Source organism: Nonomuraea sp. NPDC049378 (assembly GCF_055586745.1).
The window spans coordinates 86799-102715 of record NZ_JBVJHP010000006.1 but is presented as its reverse complement, the minus strand read 5'-3'; the positions used below and the strand labels follow the sequence as shown (position 1 = coordinate 102715).

Genomic DNA, 15917 nt, shown 5'->3' with positions numbered 1-15917 from the left:
TCCGCAAATCTTTGTTCAGCAACAAAGATCGTCTTGTGTTGGCCTTTCCCCTGAACATATGGTTCTTCGCAATTCGGGGCAACTAATGTCGTTTGGGGGGTTTGTGGCCGAGATTCGGATTCGGCTGGCGGCGCGGGACTGGGACCACCTCGTGCCGATCGCGACGGAGGCGGTCAAGCCCGAGGGTTTCGCCCTCGACCTCGACTCGCGTGCCGTCACGCCGGACGTGCTGGGCGAGCCGGGGCTGGACGGCGGCGAGACCTCGTTCAGCAGGTACGTGCTCGGCCGCGCGGCCGGCGACGACCGGCTCGTGGGCCTGCCCGTCTTCGTCATGCGCGGCTTCCGGCACCGCTGCGTCCTCGTCCGCCGCGACAGCGAGCTGACCTCGCTGGAGGAGCTCAAGGGCGCCCGCGTCGGGCTCACCGGCTGGCCCGACTCGGGCAACACCTGGACCCGCGCCCTGCTCAGAGCCGCGGGCGTGGACCTCGGCGGCATCGACTGGACGGTCGGCCCGCTGGTCGCCGGCGAGACCGGCAAGGACAGGACCGGCCCGGTCCCGCTCCCCGGCAACGTCTCGCTGACGGACGAAGGGCTCGCCGAAGGGCTCGCGGCCGGCCACCACGACGCGATCATGACGCCGTTCATGCCTCCGGAGCTCTTCACCCCCGAGAGCCGCCTGCGCCACCTGCTGCCCGACCACCGCGCCGCCGAACTCGCCTACTACGAGCGGACCGGCTTCGTGCCCGGCATCCACCTGGTCACGCTCAAGCGCGAGAGCGTCGAGCGCCACCCGTGGCTGCCGCAGGCCGTCCAGGACGTGTTCGAGCGCTCCAAGCGGCACTGGCTGGCCCGGCGGCGGCTGCTCGCCGACACCACGCCGTGGCTGCTGTCCGACCTGACCGCGACGGCGCTGACCTTCGGCCACGACTGGATGCCGTACGGCGCCGCCCCGAACGCGGCCATGGTCGCCGCCTTCTGCGCCGAACTGCACGCCCAGGGCATCTCACCCCGCCCCATCGGAGCCGAGGAGGTCTTCGCCGCATGAGAATCGCCGTCGGACAGTTCGCCTCCGCGGAGGACTGGACCCAGAACCTCAAGACCTGCCAGGCCCTGATCGACGAGGCCGTTGCGGGCGACGCCGGACTGCTGGTGCTGCCCGAGGGTTCGCTCGCGCTCTTCGTCGACGAGCCCGCCCGCATCAGGCAGGCCGCGCAGCCGCTGGACGGGCCGTTCGTCAGCGGGCTGGTCGAGCGCACGCGCGGCTCCGCCACCACCGTGATCGCCGGCGTGCACATCCCGGCGGACGACGGGCGCGTGTACAACGTCCTGGTGGCCGCCAGGGACGGCGAGCTCGTCGCCACCTACACCAAGCTCCACCTGTACGACGCCTTCGGCAAGCTCGAGTCCGACAACGTCGTCCCCGGCACCAACGCCCCTGTCGTGATCGACTGCGCGGGCTGGAAGGTCGGCATGATGACCTGTTACGACGTGCGCTTCCCCGAGATGGCCAGGCTCCTGGCCGACCAGGGCGCCCAGATCATCGCGCTGCCCACCGCGTGGGTGCGCGGCCCGGCCAAGGAATGGCACTGGGAGGTCATGGTCACCGCCCGCGCCCTGGAGAACACCTGCTACGTGGCCGCCTCCGGCGAGTGCGGCCGGCGCAACATCGGATCCAGCATGGTCGTCGACCCGCTCGGCATCACCCGGGCCCGCCTCGGCGCCGCGCCGGGCATGCTCTGGGCCGACGCCTCGGCCGCCGAGCTGGCCGACGCCCGGCTCACCCTGCCCGTCCTCGAGAACCGGCGCTTCGCCGTCGACCCGCGATTGGAGCGACATGACTAGGCACACGACGCCCAGAGGCGTGACGGCCGCCCTGCTCGGCGCGGCCCTCCTGCTGGCCGGATGCGGCGCCAACCCCGAGGAGGCGGAGGGCGTGCTGAACTCCCAGCAGCCCCAGGGCACGACCGCCGCCCAAACCAAGGACCAGGCGCTGTACGACCGGCTGCCCGACAAGGCCAAGCAGGCGGGCAAGCTCGTCTCGGTGAACAACGGCTCCTTCCCTCCGTACGAGATCGCCGGGGCCGACGGCAGGTCGCTGACCGGCGCCGCCGCCGACATGTCCGAGGCACTCGGCCAGCTGCTCGGCGTCAAGATCGAGCACGTCACCGTGGACGGGCTGCCCAGCTCGCTCACCGGCATCGCCTCCGGGCGCTACGACTTCGCCATCGGACCCGTCGGTGACTTCCGCGAGCGGCAGAAGTCCAACGACTTCGTCGACTGGGTCAAGGAGTTCGTCGTCTTCGCCGTGCTGAAGGGCAACCCCAAGAACATCGGCTCCCTCGCGGACACCTGCGGGCTGAAGATCTCCGTCATGGCCGGCGGCTCCGCCGAGAGCGTGATCAAGGGCCAGTCGCAGACGTGCGTCAAGGAGGGCAAGCCCAAGATCAACGTCCAGTCGTACAAGGACCAGCCCACCTCCGTGCTGGCGGTCAGCTCCGGGCGGGCCGACGCGTTCTTCTCCTCCCAGGCGCCGCTCACCTACTTCGTGGACCAGGCCGGCGGCAAACTCGAACTCGCCGGCAAGGGGCAGTCCAACGGGTTCGACGACCTGTACCAGGGCGCCGTCGTGGCCAAGGACTCTCCGCTGCGCGACGTGCTCAAGGACGGCATCCAGAAGCTGATGGACAACGGCACCTACGACAAGATCATGGACAGGTGGGGCACGTCCGACAACAAGCTCGACCAGGCCGGCGTGAACCTGGCGGAATCATGAGCCTGCCCGACGTCGACGTCGCGGGCGCCGCCCGCACCCGCCACCCGCTGCGCTGGGTCGCCTCGATCGTCCTGCTCGTGCTGGCCGTCCAGCTCGTGAGCCTGCTGGTCACCAACCCCAACTTCCAGTGGGACGTGGTCGGCCGGTACGTCAACGCCCAGATCATCGGCCAGGGCATCTTCACCACGCTGCTGCTCACCGTGATCGCGATGGCCGTGGGCGTCGTCCTCGGGGTGCTCCTCGCCATCGGCCGGCTGTCGGAGAACCCGGTCGCGCGGGCCGCCTGCGGCCTGTACGTGTGGTTCTTCCGCGGCACTCCGGTGCTGGTGCAGCTCGTGCTCTGGTACAACCTGTCGTACCTGCTGCCGGAGATCTCGTTCGGCGTCCCGTTCGGGCCCGAGTTCGTCAGCGCCGACACCAACGTGCTCATCACGCCGCTGCTCGCCGCCATCCTCGGCCTCGGCCTCAACGAGGGCGCCTACATGGCGGAGATCATCCGCGGCGGTCTCATGTCGGTCGACCACGGCCAGACCGAGGCCGCCTCCGCGCTCGGCATGAGCGGCGCCAGGACGTTCCGCAGGATCGTGCTGCCCCAGGCGATGCGCTTCATCATCCCGCCCACCGGCAGCCAGGTCATCAGCATGTTGAAGGCCACGTCGCTGGTCAGCGTCATCGCGCTGGCCGACCTGCTCTACACCGTGCAGTCCATCTACAACCGTACGTTCCAGACCATCCCGCTGCTGATCGTCGCGTGCGTCTGGTACCTGGTGATCACCTCGATCCTGTACGTCGGCCAGTCGTTCATCGAGCGTCACTACGCGCGCGGCGCCACCAGGAACGCCCCGCAGAGTTTCTGGTCGTTCCTGACCTTCCGCCGCCGCCCCACCCCGGAGGTGCCCTCGTGACCGTACCCATGGTCAGCGCCCGCCGCGTGCGCAAACACTTCGGTCACCTGGAGGTGCTCAAGGGCATCGACCTGGAGGTGACGCAGGGCGAGGTGGTGGTCGTCCTCGGGCCGTCCGGATCGGGCAAGTCGACGTTCCTGCGCTGCGTCAACCACCTGGAGACCATCGACGGCGGATCCATCCACGTCGACGGGGAGCTGATCGGGTTCGAGGCGTCCGGAGGCCGGGTGCGGCACCTGCGCAAGCGGGAGGTCACCCGCCAGCGCAGGGAGATCGGCATGGTCTTCCAGCAGTTCAACCTCTTCCCGCACTTCACCGTGGTGCAGAACGTCATCGAGGCCCCCGTCGGCGTCCGCGGCGAACCCCGCGACCAGGCCAGGGAACGCGCGCACGCGCTGCTGCGCCGGGTCGGGCTGGAGGAGAAGGCGGGCGCCTACCCCCGCCAGCTGTCCGGCGGGCAGCAGCAGCGCGTCGCCATCGCCCGCGCGCTGGCCATGCGCCCCAAGCTGATGTTGTTCGACGAGCCCACCAGCGCCCTCGACCCCGAGCTCGTCGGCGAGGTGCTCGCGGTGATGAAGGGCCTGGCGGAGGACGGCCTGACCATGATCGTGGTGACCCACGAGGTCGGGTTCGCGCGGGAGGTGGCCGACCGGGTGGTGTTCATGGACGACGGCGTCGTGGTCGAGTCGGGCGCCCCCGCGGACGTGATCGACCGCCCGGCCAGCCCGCGGACGAAGGCGTTCCTGAGCCGGGTACTCTGACCCGGGTGGAGACCGAGCGGGCCCTTCATCGGCTTCGCCGGGCTGGCCCCGCAGACGTCGACGCTCCCTTCCTGCCCGCCGTGGAGATCGGCCGGCGGCAGGCCCGCCCGGCGTGGGGGCGCGGCTACGCCACCGAGGCGGCCAGGCGGGCCGCCGCGTACGCGTTCGCCGAGGCGGGGCTCGACGTCATCATCTCCATGACGGCCGTGCGCAACGCGCGCTCGCGTGCCGTGATGGAGCGCCCGGGTATGACCCGCGACCCGGCCGAGGACGTCGACCACCCGAGGGTCCCCGGGAACAGCCCGTTGCGCCGCCACGTCCTCTACCGGCTCAGGCGCGACACCCGGTGAAGACGATCCCCGGCGTGCGGTCCCGCACGCCGGGGCCCAGCCGGCCGGCAGGGCGGCCTTGATGAGCGGTCCTGGAGAGCGGCGCTGGAGAGCGGCGCTGACGAGCGGTCCTCGCGCGTGGTGCTGGTGAGCGGCGGGACGGCCTCGGCCGCGCGCGCGTCCGGCGTGTCCGTGTCGCGCCTTCCGCGTTCCCGCACCGGGGTGCGGGTATTGTGATCGGCCCGTCCTCCCTGGCCGAGACGACGAGGTGACCGTGCACTTCCAGCATTCGACCGACATCTGGCGCGACTTTCCCGAGCTCGTCCCGGGGGTGATGTCCGTGGCCGGCGTCACCAAGGACGTCCGCGTGGACGACCGGCTCGCGCACTACGGCGAGCTCGCCGCCAGGCGCCTGGCCACCGCCTCCGAGGGCGAGTTGCCGGAGATCAGGGCGTGGCGGCGGGCGTTCTCGGCGATGGGCCTGAAGCCGACGCAGTACCGCTGCGCCTCGGAGTCGCTGCTGCGCCGCTTCAGGAAGGAGGGCGCGCTGCCGCGGTTGCACCCGCTGATCGACCTGTGCAACGCGGTGTCCCTCGCGTACGCGGTCCCGGTGGCCGTCTTCGACGTCTCCCGGATCTCCTCCTACGTCGAGGTCCGGTACGCGGCGGGTGATGAGACGTACGTGACCTTCTCCGGCGAGACGGAGCGCCCGCCGGCCGGGGAGGTCGTCTTCGCCGACGCCGACGCGATGGCCCACGCCCGCCGCTGGACCAACCGCCAGAGCGGCCGGTCGGCCGTGCGCGACACCACGACCGACGTCCTGATCGTCGCGGAGGCCCTGCACGGTACGGCACGCGCGGACATCGAGGCGCTCACCGCCGGACTGGCCGGTGAGGTGCGCGGCCTCTGGCGGGCGACTCCGGAACCCGTCCTCCTGACCGCCTCGGCGCCTCGCTTCACGTTCTGAGATTCCGTACGGGACACCGCCGGTGCGACGACTCCTGGAGATATGTCCCGGAACCCGTAAGTTCTGTCCAGATCATTATTGGACGTTTAGGTTTTGACGGGACGTTTGGGTTTATAGAGGTAGCTGAGAATATGTGCATGGGTACGTCTGCTTGCGTCTGAGCACCCGAGGTGGGTGCCTGGTTTCGGCTGATCTATCCATGAATGGGAAACGAGCTCGTGAATACTAGAAGTCGGCAATCGCGGACGCCGCGCCATGGGCGGTTCGCGGTACTAGCTCTGGCCGGCGCCGTCGCCGGTGGCATGTTCCTTCCGCTGGGCCAGGGGGTGGCCAGCGCGAGCGCGGGCTACGTCGCCGTCGAGGCCGGTGGCCCGCCGTCCGCGCCGGTCCGGCACGTCTCGAAGCCGAGGCGCGTCGTGAGGGAGAAGCCGATCCTGCGCAACCCGCACTGGCACCCGCCGAGGATCGACATCATCGTCCACAACCTCAACCGCAACAAGAACAAGCACCGCCGCCACCATCACCACCAGGACGAGGTCAAGGTCAAGGTCGTCAAGAAGAAGAAGGACTTCAAGGACCACGACTTCAAGGACCACGACTTCAAGGACCACGACTTCAAGGACCACGACTTCAAGGATCACAACTTCAAGGACCACGACTTCAAGGACCACGACTTCGAGCACGGTGACTTCGACCACCGCGGCCCCGAGCAGGACGGCTCCAACAACGACCGCGACGAGTGGTGGCCGACGGATGGTGATCTGACCGAGTGGTGACCGCGAGAGCGGCTGACACCATGGCCGGGCCGGCGTCCCGTTCCAGGAGCTGAGGCCCGCATCGAGGGCGCGCGTGAAAGGCCATCGGCGAAGCAGCCGATGGCCTTTCTCGCGCCCGTTTCGTCCCCGGGCGGCCGGTCACCGCGGGCGGCGGGAACCCGCGGCGCGCCAGGTGGTGGCGGTCGTGGTGACGGCGCGGTCCTGGAGCGGACTGGAGTAGACGACGCTGGTCGTGACGGAGCCCAGCCCGGAGATCCGGCCGGTGACGTGTTCGAGGTGCTGCATGGAACCGGCGACGACCTTCAGGACGAAGCAGTCCTCGCCGGTCACATGGTGGGCCTCCATGATCTCGGGTGTGGTGGCGATCAGGTCGTGGAACGGCCGGTAGTTGCCGGTCGGATAGCGCAGCCGGACGAAGGCCAGGATGCCGAGCCCGAGCCGTTCGGGATCCACGACGGCGGAATAACCGCTGATCACGCCGGTCTCCTCCAGCCGGCGGACCCGTTCGGTGACGGCGCTGGCCGACATGGACACGATCCGGGCCAGTTCGGCGTAGCTCGCGCGCCCGTCGCGTTGCAGCGCTTCGAGGATGCGCATATCCGTCTCGTCAAGGGAAACACCGGCCACAATCGATATTTACCATGAAAGCCCCGGTAAAAGGGTGCAAGTGCCGTTGATCGTCGCTTCCAGCGCGAGAGCGGGGCTCATATCGTCGTGGCCATGACCACCCCGTTCACCAGTCCGGCCCTCCGGGTGCCGCCCGCGGCTCCGGCGGACGCCACCGCCTTCTTCACCGCACGCCTCACCTACCAGGCCGACGTCTCCGACGTTCATGCCTCGCTCGAGTCAGGAGACCCAGGGTTCGTCCTGGTCGACTCGCGGTCCGCCGACGGCTGGAGGCAGGGCCACGTGCCGGGCGCCGTACACCTGCCCACCGGCCACATCCCGGCCCGCGCGGCCGGCCTGCTCGACCCCGCGGTTCCAGTGATCACCTACTGCTGGGGGCCGGGCTGTGACGGGGCCACCCGCGCGGCACTCGCCCTCGCCATGCTCGGCTACCGCGTCAAGGAGATGATCGGCGGCATCGAGTACTGGATCCGCGAGGGTTTTCCCGTCGGCACCACGACCGGCGCCGAGCGCCGCGCACCCGATCCGCTGACCGCCCCGGCAGGCTCCGCCACCTGCGCCTGCTGACGGCGCCGACCGGGAACCGCTCGTGACGCTCGTCCCGCCGCATCGGGCGTCCGGGTGCCGAAACAGACGCTCCACCGGACGAGCCTGGACGGTTCGGGGGGCCGTTCACGTGCCGGAACGGCCCGGCATCACGAGGCGATGCCGGGCCGTTCCGCTCCGGTCCCGTGCCGCCAGAGGACGGTGAGGACCGGGAACAACGAGCAAGGACGAGAACGGTTTCTCCAGCTCGGCGACCGTCATGAGACAGGTCGCCGGGGCCGGGGAACCGCACCGTCACACGTCGTAGTAGAGCTCGAACTCGTGCGGGTGCGGGCGCAGCCGGATCGGGTCGACCTCGTTCTCGCGCTTGTACGCCACCCACGTCTCGATCAGGTCGGGCGTGAACACGCCGCCCTCGAGAAGGTAGTCGTGGTCGTCCTCCAGCGCGTTGAGCACGTCGGTGAGCGAGCCCGGCACCTGCGGCACCTGGCGGGCCTCCTCCGGCGGCAGCTCGTAGAGGTCCTTGTCGACCGGCTCCGGCGGCTCGATCTTGTTGCGGATGCCGTCGACGCCGGCCATCAGCATCGCCGAGAACGCGAAGTAGGGGTTGCACGACGGGTCGGGCACCCGGAACTCGATGCGCTTGGCCTTCGGGTTGGAGCCCGTGATCGGGATCCGGACGCAGGCCGAACGGTTGCGCTGGGAGTAGACCAGGTTGACCGGGGCCTCGTAGCCGGGCACCAGACGGTGGTAGGAGTTGACCGTCGGGTTGGTGAAGGCCAGCAGCGACGGCGCGTGCTTGAGCAGGCCGCCGATGTAGTAGCGGGCGGTGTCGGACAGGCCCGCGTAGCCGACCTCGTCGTAGAAGAGCGGCGAGCCGTCCTTCCACAGCGACTGGTGGCAGTGCATGCCGGAGCCGTTGTCGCCGAAGATCGGCTTGGGCATGAACGTGACCGTGTGGCCGTATTCGAGCGCCGTGCTCTTGATGATGTACTTGTACAGCATCAGGTTGTCAGCGGTCTTGAGCAGCGTCCCGAACTTGAAGTCGATCTCCGCCTGACCGGCCGTGCCGACCTCGTGGTGCTGCATCTCGACGTCGATGCCGCACTCGATGAGGTTGCGCACCATCTCCGAGCGCAGGTCGGTGAAGTGGTCCATCGGCGGCACCGGGAAATAGCCGCCCTTGTAACGCGGCTTGTAACCGAGGTTGCCGCCCTCGGTCGCCTTGCCGGTGTTCCAGGCGCCCTCGATGGAGTCGATGTAGTAGTAGCCGGCGTTCTGGCGCGTCTCGAAGCGCACGTCGTCGAAGATGTAGAACTCGGCCTCGGGCCCGAAATAGACCGTGTCGGCGATGCCGGTGCCCTTGAGATATTCCTCGGCCTTGCGCGCGACGTTGCGCGGGTCACGGCTGTAGGCCTCGCCGGTCAGCGGGTCGTGCACGAAGAAGTTGATATTGAGCGTCTTGTGCTGGCGGAACGGGTCGACCACGGCGCTGGCCGGGTCGGGCAGCAGCAGCATGTCGGACTCGTGGATCGCCTGGAATCCACGGATCGACGATCCGTCGAACATGAGCCCGTCGGTGAAGACGCTCGCACTGAAGTTCTCTACCGGGAAGGTGAAGTGGTGAGTCGTCCCCGGCAGGTCGGTGAACCTGACATCGACGAACTGCACCCCTTCGTCACTGATGAACTTCAGGACGTCGTCGGCGGAGTTGAACACTCTCGAACCTCCCTGGGGACTGGCCATCATGCCGACGCTAGAACTCGGCCGTTTCCGTCCGGTGTCCCGACTGTTTCGCACGTGTTACGCGGGGTCACGTGAGCTGCGACGCCTCACGTTCCCAGCCGGCCGATGCGGCCGGGTCACGAAGCGGACCGCCTCATCGGGCGGCTACCGTTGACTTCATGAGCGGCAAGGAACCTCGGTGGACGCAGACGTGGCTGGGCGGGCTCCGCTCCGCCGGGGTCGATCTGGGATATCCGGGGGAGCGCCTCGGGCTGCCCGAGGAGGGCAGCGGGTCGATCGCCGGCTGGGGTCGCAGGATCGCCGCGCTCGTCATCGACTGGATGATCTGCACGTGGGTCGTCGTGCAGTTGTTGTTCCGGATGAACCCGGCGGAGTCGCCGTGGGCGCCGGTGCTCGCCTTCGCCGTGCAATATCTGATCCTGGTCGGGCTCATGGGGCAGACGTTCGGGCACCGCCTGGCGGGCATCAGGGTCGCCGCGATGGACGGCGGGAATCCGCGGCTGCTGCCCGTGGTGGTGCGCACCGTGCTGCTCGCCCTGGCCCTGCCGGCCCTGATCTGGGACCGCGACCACCGCGGGGTGCACGACCGCGTGTCCAACACGATGGTCGTCCGCATGTAAGTGAGAAAAAACCATACCGGGTTCGAAAATGAACCCGGTATGGTTTACGCTGTCCGCATGATGATGGCGGGGCTCAGGGAGCGGAAGAAGGAGCAGACGCGCCGGCGCATCTCCCAGGTGGCGCTGCGGCTGTTCGACGAGCGCGGTTACGACCAGGTGACCGTCAACGAGATCGCCGAGGCGGCCGGCGTCGCCAAGGTGACGCTGTACAGCTATTTCCCCACCAAGGAGTGCCTGGTCACCGACGGCGTGCAGGACGACATGGCCGCCGTCGTGACCGGCCGCCCCCAGGGGTGCTCGCCGATCGGGGCCCTGCGCGCGCACTACCGGGCGACGGCCGTGCCGGTCGCGAAAGACCTGGACGTCCAGACGCTGATCACCAGGATCCGCGTGATCTCGTCCAGCCCCGCCCTGCTGGCCGCGGTGCACGGAGTCCAGATGGGCCAGCGCCACGAACTGGCCGCGGCCCTCGCCGGCGACGGAGAGCCGGATCTGACGGCGCACCTGATGGCCGCGCAGATCACCGCCGCCATCACCACCCTCCAGGAGGTCTTCTTCCAGCGGCTCGCCGCGGGCGCGCCGCTGGAGGAGGCGGCCAGGCGGCTGGCCGCAGACGTCGAGGTGGCCTTCGACCTCCTGGAGCACGGGCTGACGCACACGGACGAGGAGAAACATGAAAAAGGGCATCAACTATGACACCGGGTTCCTCCCGGGTGACGACCTGAGCCGCAAGTCGTTCGACCTCGAAGACGTCGAGCGCGACATGCGCGCCATCGCCCGCGACCTGCGCTGCGACTCCGTCCGCATCTCCGGCCGCGACCCCGGGCGCATCGCCGCCGCCGCCGAACACGCGGTGGCGGCCGGCCTGGAGGTCTGGTTCGCCCCCTTCCCCGTGGACCTGACGGAGGACGAGATGCTGGCGCTCTTCGCCGAGTCGGCCGGGCGAGCCGAGGCCCTGCGCCGGGCGGGCGGCGACGTGGTGCTGGTCACCGGCTGCGAGATCACCGCCTTCGGCCACGGCTTCATGGAGGGCGCGACCTACCGCGACCGGCTCGACACGATGATGGCCGGCGACGTGACGTGGTGGACGACGCTCATGCAGGTCATGCCGCGCTTCAACACCTACCTGGCGACGGTGGCCGAGCACGTCCGGCCGCTGTTCGGCGGCCGGCTGAGCTACGCCGCCGGGCCGTGGGAGCCGGTCGACTGGACGCCGTTCGACGTGGCGGGCGTGGACGCCTACCGCGCTGCGTACAACGCGCACGACTTCACCGGCGAGCTGCGCGCACATTTCAAGCAGGGCAGGCCGGTCGCGGTCACCGAGTTCGGCACCTGTCCCTACAGGGGGGCGGGCGAGCGCGGCGGCTCGGCGTGGGTGGTGCCGGAAGGCGCGGTGCCCGACGAGGGGGAGCAGATCCGCTACTACACCGAACTGATGGACATCTTCGAGCAGGAAGGCGTCGACACCGCCCTGTGGTTCACCTTCGCCGCCTACAACAGGACCGGCGAGGACGACCTCGGCTCCTACGGCGTGGTCAGGATGCTCGACGAGAAGAGGTGGGAGCCCAGGGAGGTCTTCCACGCCATGGCCGCTAGGAACGCGAGCAGCTGAAGATGGCCGTGCCCGGGAGGTGACGGCCGCGCAGCGGGCTCCAGCCACCCCACACCCGCTCGTGCCCCTCGGGCCATTCGGGCTCCAGCAGCCCGGTGACGGTCAACCCCGACATCACCAGCAGATTCACCCAGTCGCCCATCGTGCGGTGGTGCTCGACGTACGTCACGGTGCCGTGCTCGTCGTGCTCCACGTAGGGGGACCGGTCGAAATAGGGCCGGTCGGACGTCAGGCCGCGCGGCCCCGGATCGTCGGGGAACGCCCACCTGACGGGATGGCTCACCGAGAACACGAACCGGCCACCCGGCCTGAGCACCCTGCGCACCTCGCGGAACACGGCGAGAGGATCGGCCACGAACGGCAGCGCTCCGTACGCCGAGCAGGCCAGGTCGAAGGACGCCCCGGCCAACGGCAGCGACTCGGCGTCGGCCTGCAGCACGGGAACGTGCAGGCCGGTGTCGAGGTCGATGCGCCTCGCGTGGAGCAGCTGGCGGTGGGAGATGTCGAACGCGGCGACCTCGGCCCCCTGCGACACCAGCCACCTGGCGCACTGCGCCGCACCGCAGCCGATCTCGAGCACGCGCCGGCCGCGCACCTCCCCGAGGAGGTGCGCGGCGGCCTCGTCCACGCCTTCCGGACACCACACGAACCCGCTGTCACGCAGGAAGCTGCCGTGCTCGACCTGGTAGTCGTCGGCGTTGCCGTCCCACCAGCCGCGATTGGCCCGCGACGAGACCGACGGCACTAGCGCATCTTCGGGCCGCGCGGCATGCGGGCGCCCTTGGGCATCGGCCCCTTGGGCATCGGCATGTTCTTCGGCAACGACCGCAGGCGGTCCTTGACCTCGTTGACCGAGGGCTTCTTCAGGTTGCGCGGCAGCTTCATGATGTGGCGCTGCAGCTTGCTGATCGGCACCTGCCCTTCGCCGTCACCACACTGGATGTCGTAGATCTCGACGCCCAGCACCACCCGCGCGACCCGCTTCTTCTCGGCCGCCAGCATCTTCGCCACCCGGTTGCCCGGCCCTTCGGACACGAGCACGACGCCCGGATAGCCGACCACGAGATGGATCAGGTCCTGGTCGCGGTTGACCGCGATGGCCGGGGTGACCTGCCAGTTGCCCCGCATGCCCTGCAGCACCGCCGCCGCGGCGCCCGTCTGGCCGTGCAGGATCGAGTATTGGGCCTTCTGCGCCAGCTGCCCGAACACCACCAGGCCGACGGTGAACGCGGCCAGCACGCCGATGAACACCGAATACCACAGGTAGTCCGTGACCAGACCGATCACGACGACCACGGCCAGCGTGCCCACCGCCGAGAGGAAGACGATCGGCATCCCCTTGGGATTGGCCTGCTTGATGATCTTCGCGATCATGCGGAGCTGCTTGATGCGCCCCGGCTTCTCTGGGTCCTCGGACTTCGCCATGCTCAGAAGGATACAAACCAACTGGTGCGGGATGGAAAACGCGGCCCGGCCGTTGTCCCTTCCAAGCTGGATCGTGACCTACGCCGACCGCACGCCCACCGCACGCCCACCGCACGCCCGCCGCACGCCGGGCGCGCGTCCTCACGCGGCGACGAAGAACTCCAGCAGCTCGGGCACCAGGGCCTCCGGCGCCACGTTGTGCGCCTGCCCCTCCAGCACGCGGTGCACCGCCCCCGGTACCGCCGCCGCCACCTCCTGCCCCGCCCGAGCCATCCACGCGGGACTGGCCTCGCCGTTGAGCACGAGCGTCGGCTGGGTGAGTGCCGCCAGACCGGCGGGCAGCCGGTTGCCCGGCCCCATCACGGCCGCCTCGTAGGCGAGGGTGTGCGCGACCGCCTCCATCGGCGCCCAGGACGGCAGCGCGCGCATCGCGGCGACGGCCTCGGGCGGCGCCTCGGCGGCCTCCACCATGAACCGCTCCACCGCCTCGCCCCGCCTGCCCGCGCGTACCAGAGCGTCGAGCTGCGCCGCGAAGTCGTCCGGCAGCGGGGGCGCGCTGTCGTCCACATGGTACGGCGGCTCCCACAGGGCCAGTTTCGAGATCTCCGGGTTCACGGCCGCCGCCTCGATCGCCAGCGCGGCCCCCGACGAGCCGCCGAACACCATGGCCGTGCCGCCCGCCGAGCCGATGACGGCGGCCAGATCCTCCACTTCCCGCTCGACGGCGTACGGCGCGGTGTCGCCGCTGTCGCCGCGGCCCCTGCGGTCGTAGTTGACGACCGTGAACCACGGGGCCAGGGCGGCCGCCACGCTCGCCAGCGTGGCGTGCCCCCTGTCGGTGAAGGCTCCGTTGACCAGGACGAGGACGGGTCCCGAGCCGTACCGGTCGAAGGCGATGGCGGTGCCGTCCGCCGAGGTCGCCTCGCCGCTCAGCCGGCGGGCTGGAGCAGGCACAACGCCTCCCAGTGGTGGCCGTCGAGGTCGGCGAAGCCGCGCTGGTAGCGGAAACCGTCGTTCGGCTGCACGCCCGCGGGCGTGGCGCCGAGCGCCAGCGCCTTGTCCACCAGCTCGTCCACCTGCGCCGGGCTCTCCACGCCGAGCACCAGGATCGATTCGGTGGCCTTGGCGGCGTCGCCGACGTCCTTGGTGATGTACTGGGCGAACACCGGTTCGGTGAGCAGTATGACCTGCGTCTCCTCACTGATGATCACCGACGCCATGTCGGGGGACGCGCCGAACAGCTGGAAGCCGAGACCGGTGAAGAACTCCTTCGACCGCTCCAGGTCCTTGACCGGGAGGTTCACGAAAAGCTGCATGTCCGAGACCTTTCATCGTCGGAGAGGAACACCCTCGAGTCTGCCGACCGGTGGCTCCCGGGTCTTGGATCTGCATGCCAGGCGACTTGACGATCAGCGCACTGTGCTCAGAGCAGGCCGGCGCGGCGGTACTCCGCGGGCGGCATCCCGTACGCGCGCCGGAACAACCTGCTGAAGTGCGCCGAGTCGGGCAAGCCCCACCTGGCTCCGACGCTGCTCACGGACAGGTCGCGCATCGCGGCGTCGGCCAGGTCGGCGCGGCAGCGCTCCAGCCGGCGCTGGCGGATGTAGGCGGCCACCGTCGTGTGCTCCTGCTCGAACAACCGGTGCAGATAGCGCACGGAGATGTGGTGGGCGGCGGCGACGGTGGCCGGGTCGAGGTCGACCTGGCCGAGGCGCTCCTCGATGAAGGCGCGGACGCGCAGCAGCAGCGTGCGCCTGCGCGTGTCGGGTGCCAGGGCCTGGGCCTGCTCCATCCGCTCGGCGACGGCCGTGCCGATCAGGTCGAGCACCACGGTCGCCAGCCTGGCGGCGCTGGCCGGCTGGTAGCTCTCGAGGTCGAACGCCACCCTGCGCAGCAGCGGGGCGGCGAGCGCGGCGGCGCCCGTCTCCGCCGTGATGGGCAGCGCCGTCAGCTCGGACATGGCGCCCGGAGGCAGGGCGAGCAGGTCGTGCGGCAGGCTGAACACCGCGAGCTGCACCGCCCCGTCATAGGCCAGCTCGTACGGGCGGGTGAAGTCGTAGATGGCGAACTCGTCGCGGCGGAGCTGGGTGGCCCGGCCGTCCTGGGAGATCCGCGGGCTGCCTGACACGGCCAGCACGACCCGGTAGACGTCGGGGTTGTCGCGGCGGATCAGGCCGGGGGTGCGGTGAACGCTGTGCGGGGTCGAGGTGCGAACCCTGCCGACCCCCACGGAGCCGAGCTGGCCGAGCTCCATCTCGCCCCGCAGCGGGGCGTCGGGGTCGATGCGCAGGTCGAGCGGGCCGAGCGTGTCACACACGAGAGCCCGCCAGGCCTCGTGGCGGCTCTTGGCGGGTAAGTCGCTGGTCCTGATCAGCACGGCCATCAGAGCCGCCTGAAGGGACCGTCGCCTTCGGGCGATGGGGGCATCGGGAGCGGGAGGGCCGCCAAGGCGCGAGCGTGCAGTGGCAGATCCTCGGACATTGTCGCCACCTCCGGATAGGACTGAGCTTGTGCTTTCGGGCATCGGTCAGGGCTTGGCCGTCGTCTCCGGCGCAAGCGGGGCGACAAGCCGCTCCTTCGGGGAGCGGAGGAGTCACGCCCGTCATCCTCCCGTCGGGCAGCCCAGGTCATGCTAACGCCGACGAACACGGCAGAGCGGGCACGGCAGAGCGGGCACGGCAGAGCGGGCACGGCAGAGCGGGCACGGCAGAGCGGGAACTGCAGAGCGGCACAGACGTGGGGGGGGGGGGGGGGGGGGGGGGCGGGGGGGGTGGCGTCGGCCTCCCCGGCCTTGTGTGTCTCTGCGGCGTTCTTTTCTTGTCTTCTCCCC

19 protein-coding genes are annotated in these 15917 nt (G+C 69.8%); 12 read left to right on the top strand and 7 right to left on the bottom strand.

Annotated features, from left to right (window positions below):
- Positions 1–103: 103 nt before the first annotated feature.
- From ACZ6SA_RS14775 to ACZ6SA_RS14740, 8 genes are all read left to right on the top strand, one after another.
- A complete protein-coding gene (locus tag ACZ6SA_RS14775) occupies positions 104–1045 on the top strand; it encodes a type 2 periplasmic-binding domain-containing protein (protein WP_465828301.1) in 942 nt (313 codons plus the stop codon).
- Entirely contained in the window at positions 1042–1842 is an 801-nt protein-coding gene (locus ACZ6SA_RS14770; RefSeq protein WP_465828299.1) for a deaminated glutathione amidase, read from the top strand. Before ACZ6SA_RS14775 ends, ACZ6SA_RS14770 begins: the two co-directional genes overlap by 4 nt.
- Positions 1835–2773 carry an ABC transporter substrate-binding protein gene (locus ACZ6SA_RS14765; protein WP_347642566.1) on the top strand — a complete coding sequence of 313 codons (939 nt, stop codon included), beginning with the start codon at positions 1835–1837 and terminating at the stop codon, positions 2771–2773. The genes ACZ6SA_RS14770 and ACZ6SA_RS14765 overlap by 8 nt, the downstream gene beginning before the upstream one ends.
- Positions 2770–3678: an amino acid ABC transporter permease gene (locus ACZ6SA_RS14760; protein WP_347642567.1), complete on the top strand. Its 909-nt coding sequence runs from the start codon at positions 2770–2772 to the stop codon at positions 3676–3678. The genes ACZ6SA_RS14765 and ACZ6SA_RS14760 overlap by 4 nt, the downstream gene beginning before the upstream one ends.
- A gap of 8 nt (positions 3679–3686) precedes the next feature.
- Positions 3687–4439: an amino acid ABC transporter ATP-binding protein gene (locus ACZ6SA_RS14755; protein ID WP_465828624.1), complete on the top strand. Its 753-nt coding sequence runs from the start codon at positions 3687–3689 to the stop codon at positions 4437–4439.
- Positions 4440–4444: 5 nt separating this feature from the next.
- The gene (locus ACZ6SA_RS14750; protein WP_465828296.1) at positions 4445–4789 is read left to right on the top strand and encodes a GNAT family N-acetyltransferase; all 345 of its coding nucleotides are present in this window, start codon (positions 4445–4447) and stop codon (positions 4787–4789) included.
- Positions 4790–5042: 253 nt separating this feature from the next.
- Positions 5043–5735 carry a B3/B4 domain-containing protein gene (locus tag ACZ6SA_RS14745; protein ID WP_347642569.1) on the top strand — a complete coding sequence of 231 codons (693 nt, stop codon included), beginning with the start codon at positions 5043–5045 and terminating at the stop codon, positions 5733–5735.
- Between the two features lie 302 nt (positions 5736–6037).
- Positions 6038–6511, top strand: coding sequence for a hypothetical protein (locus ACZ6SA_RS14740; protein WP_465828294.1), 474 nt, complete (start codon positions 6038–6040; stop codon positions 6509–6511).
- 138 nt (positions 6512–6649) lie between these two features.
- Here the strand turns inward: ACZ6SA_RS14740 and ACZ6SA_RS14735 are convergent, their stop codons facing one another.
- Entirely contained in the window at positions 6650–7138 is a 489-nt protein-coding gene (locus tag ACZ6SA_RS14735; protein WP_347642571.1) for an Lrp/AsnC family transcriptional regulator, read from the bottom strand.
- 93 nt (positions 7139–7231) lie between these two features.
- Here ACZ6SA_RS14735 and ACZ6SA_RS14730 point away from each other — a divergent pair, with 93 nt between their 5' ends.
- Positions 7232–7705: a rhodanese-like domain-containing protein gene (locus ACZ6SA_RS14730; protein WP_465828291.1), complete on the top strand. Its 474-nt coding sequence runs from the start codon at positions 7232–7234 to the stop codon at positions 7703–7705.
- 273 nt (positions 7706–7978) lie between these two features.
- Here ACZ6SA_RS14730 and glnA read toward each other — a convergent pair whose 3' ends face one another.
- Positions 7979–9403 (bottom strand): type I glutamate--ammonia ligase, encoded by a 1425-nt coding sequence (gene glnA, locus ACZ6SA_RS14725; RefSeq protein ID WP_132512635.1) that lies wholly within the window; start codon positions 9401–9403, stop codon positions 7979–7981.
- A 185-nt stretch (positions 9404–9588) separates the two neighbouring features.
- Here glnA and ACZ6SA_RS14720 point away from each other — a divergent pair, with 185 nt between their 5' ends.
- Genes ACZ6SA_RS14720 through ACZ6SA_RS14710 form a run of 3 tightly spaced genes read left to right on the top strand, consistent with a single transcriptional unit; the run spans position 9589 to position 11662 of the window.
- Positions 9589–10050: an RDD family protein gene (locus ACZ6SA_RS14720; RefSeq protein WP_347642573.1), complete on the top strand. Its 462-nt coding sequence runs from the start codon at positions 9589–9591 to the stop codon at positions 10048–10050.
- A 39-nt stretch (positions 10051–10089) separates the two neighbouring features.
- Positions 10090–10746 carry a TetR/AcrR family transcriptional regulator gene (locus tag ACZ6SA_RS14715; protein WP_465828289.1) on the top strand — a complete coding sequence of 219 codons (657 nt, stop codon included), beginning with the start codon at positions 10090–10092 and terminating at the stop codon, positions 10744–10746.
- Complete coding sequence (locus ACZ6SA_RS14710; RefSeq protein ID WP_465828287.1) at positions 10724–11662, top strand: hypothetical protein; 939 nt, start codon at positions 10724–10726, stop codon at positions 11660–11662. Before ACZ6SA_RS14715 ends, ACZ6SA_RS14710 begins: the two co-directional genes overlap by 23 nt.
- Here ACZ6SA_RS14710 and ACZ6SA_RS14705 read toward each other — a convergent pair.
- From ACZ6SA_RS14705 to ACZ6SA_RS14685, 5 genes are all read right to left on the bottom strand, one after another.
- Positions 11643–12407, bottom strand: a complete 765-nt coding sequence (locus ACZ6SA_RS14705) for a class I SAM-dependent methyltransferase (protein WP_465828285.1) — start codon at positions 12405–12407, stop codon at positions 11643–11645. The two genes, ACZ6SA_RS14710 and ACZ6SA_RS14705, sit on opposite strands and share 20 nt — an antisense overlap.
- Entirely contained in the window at positions 12407–13087 is a 681-nt protein-coding gene (locus ACZ6SA_RS14700) for a DUF4191 domain-containing protein (RefSeq protein WP_132595668.1), read from the bottom strand. The genes ACZ6SA_RS14705 and ACZ6SA_RS14700 overlap by 1 nt, the downstream gene beginning before the upstream one ends.
- Positions 13088–13228: 141 nt before the next feature.
- Positions 13229–14041 (bottom strand): alpha/beta fold hydrolase, encoded by an 813-nt coding sequence (locus ACZ6SA_RS14695; protein ID WP_347642577.1) that lies wholly within the window; start codon positions 14039–14041, stop codon positions 13229–13231.
- Complete coding sequence (locus ACZ6SA_RS14690; protein WP_465828283.1) at positions 14017–14403, bottom strand: VOC family protein; 387 nt, start codon at positions 14401–14403, stop codon at positions 14017–14019. The genes ACZ6SA_RS14695 and ACZ6SA_RS14690 overlap by 25 nt, the downstream gene beginning before the upstream one ends.
- 107 nt (positions 14404–14510) lie before the next feature.
- Complete coding sequence (locus ACZ6SA_RS14685; RefSeq protein ID WP_347642579.1) at positions 14511–15470, bottom strand: AraC-like ligand-binding domain-containing protein; 960 nt, start codon at positions 15468–15470, stop codon at positions 14511–14513.
- Positions 15471–15917: the final 447 nt, after the last annotated feature.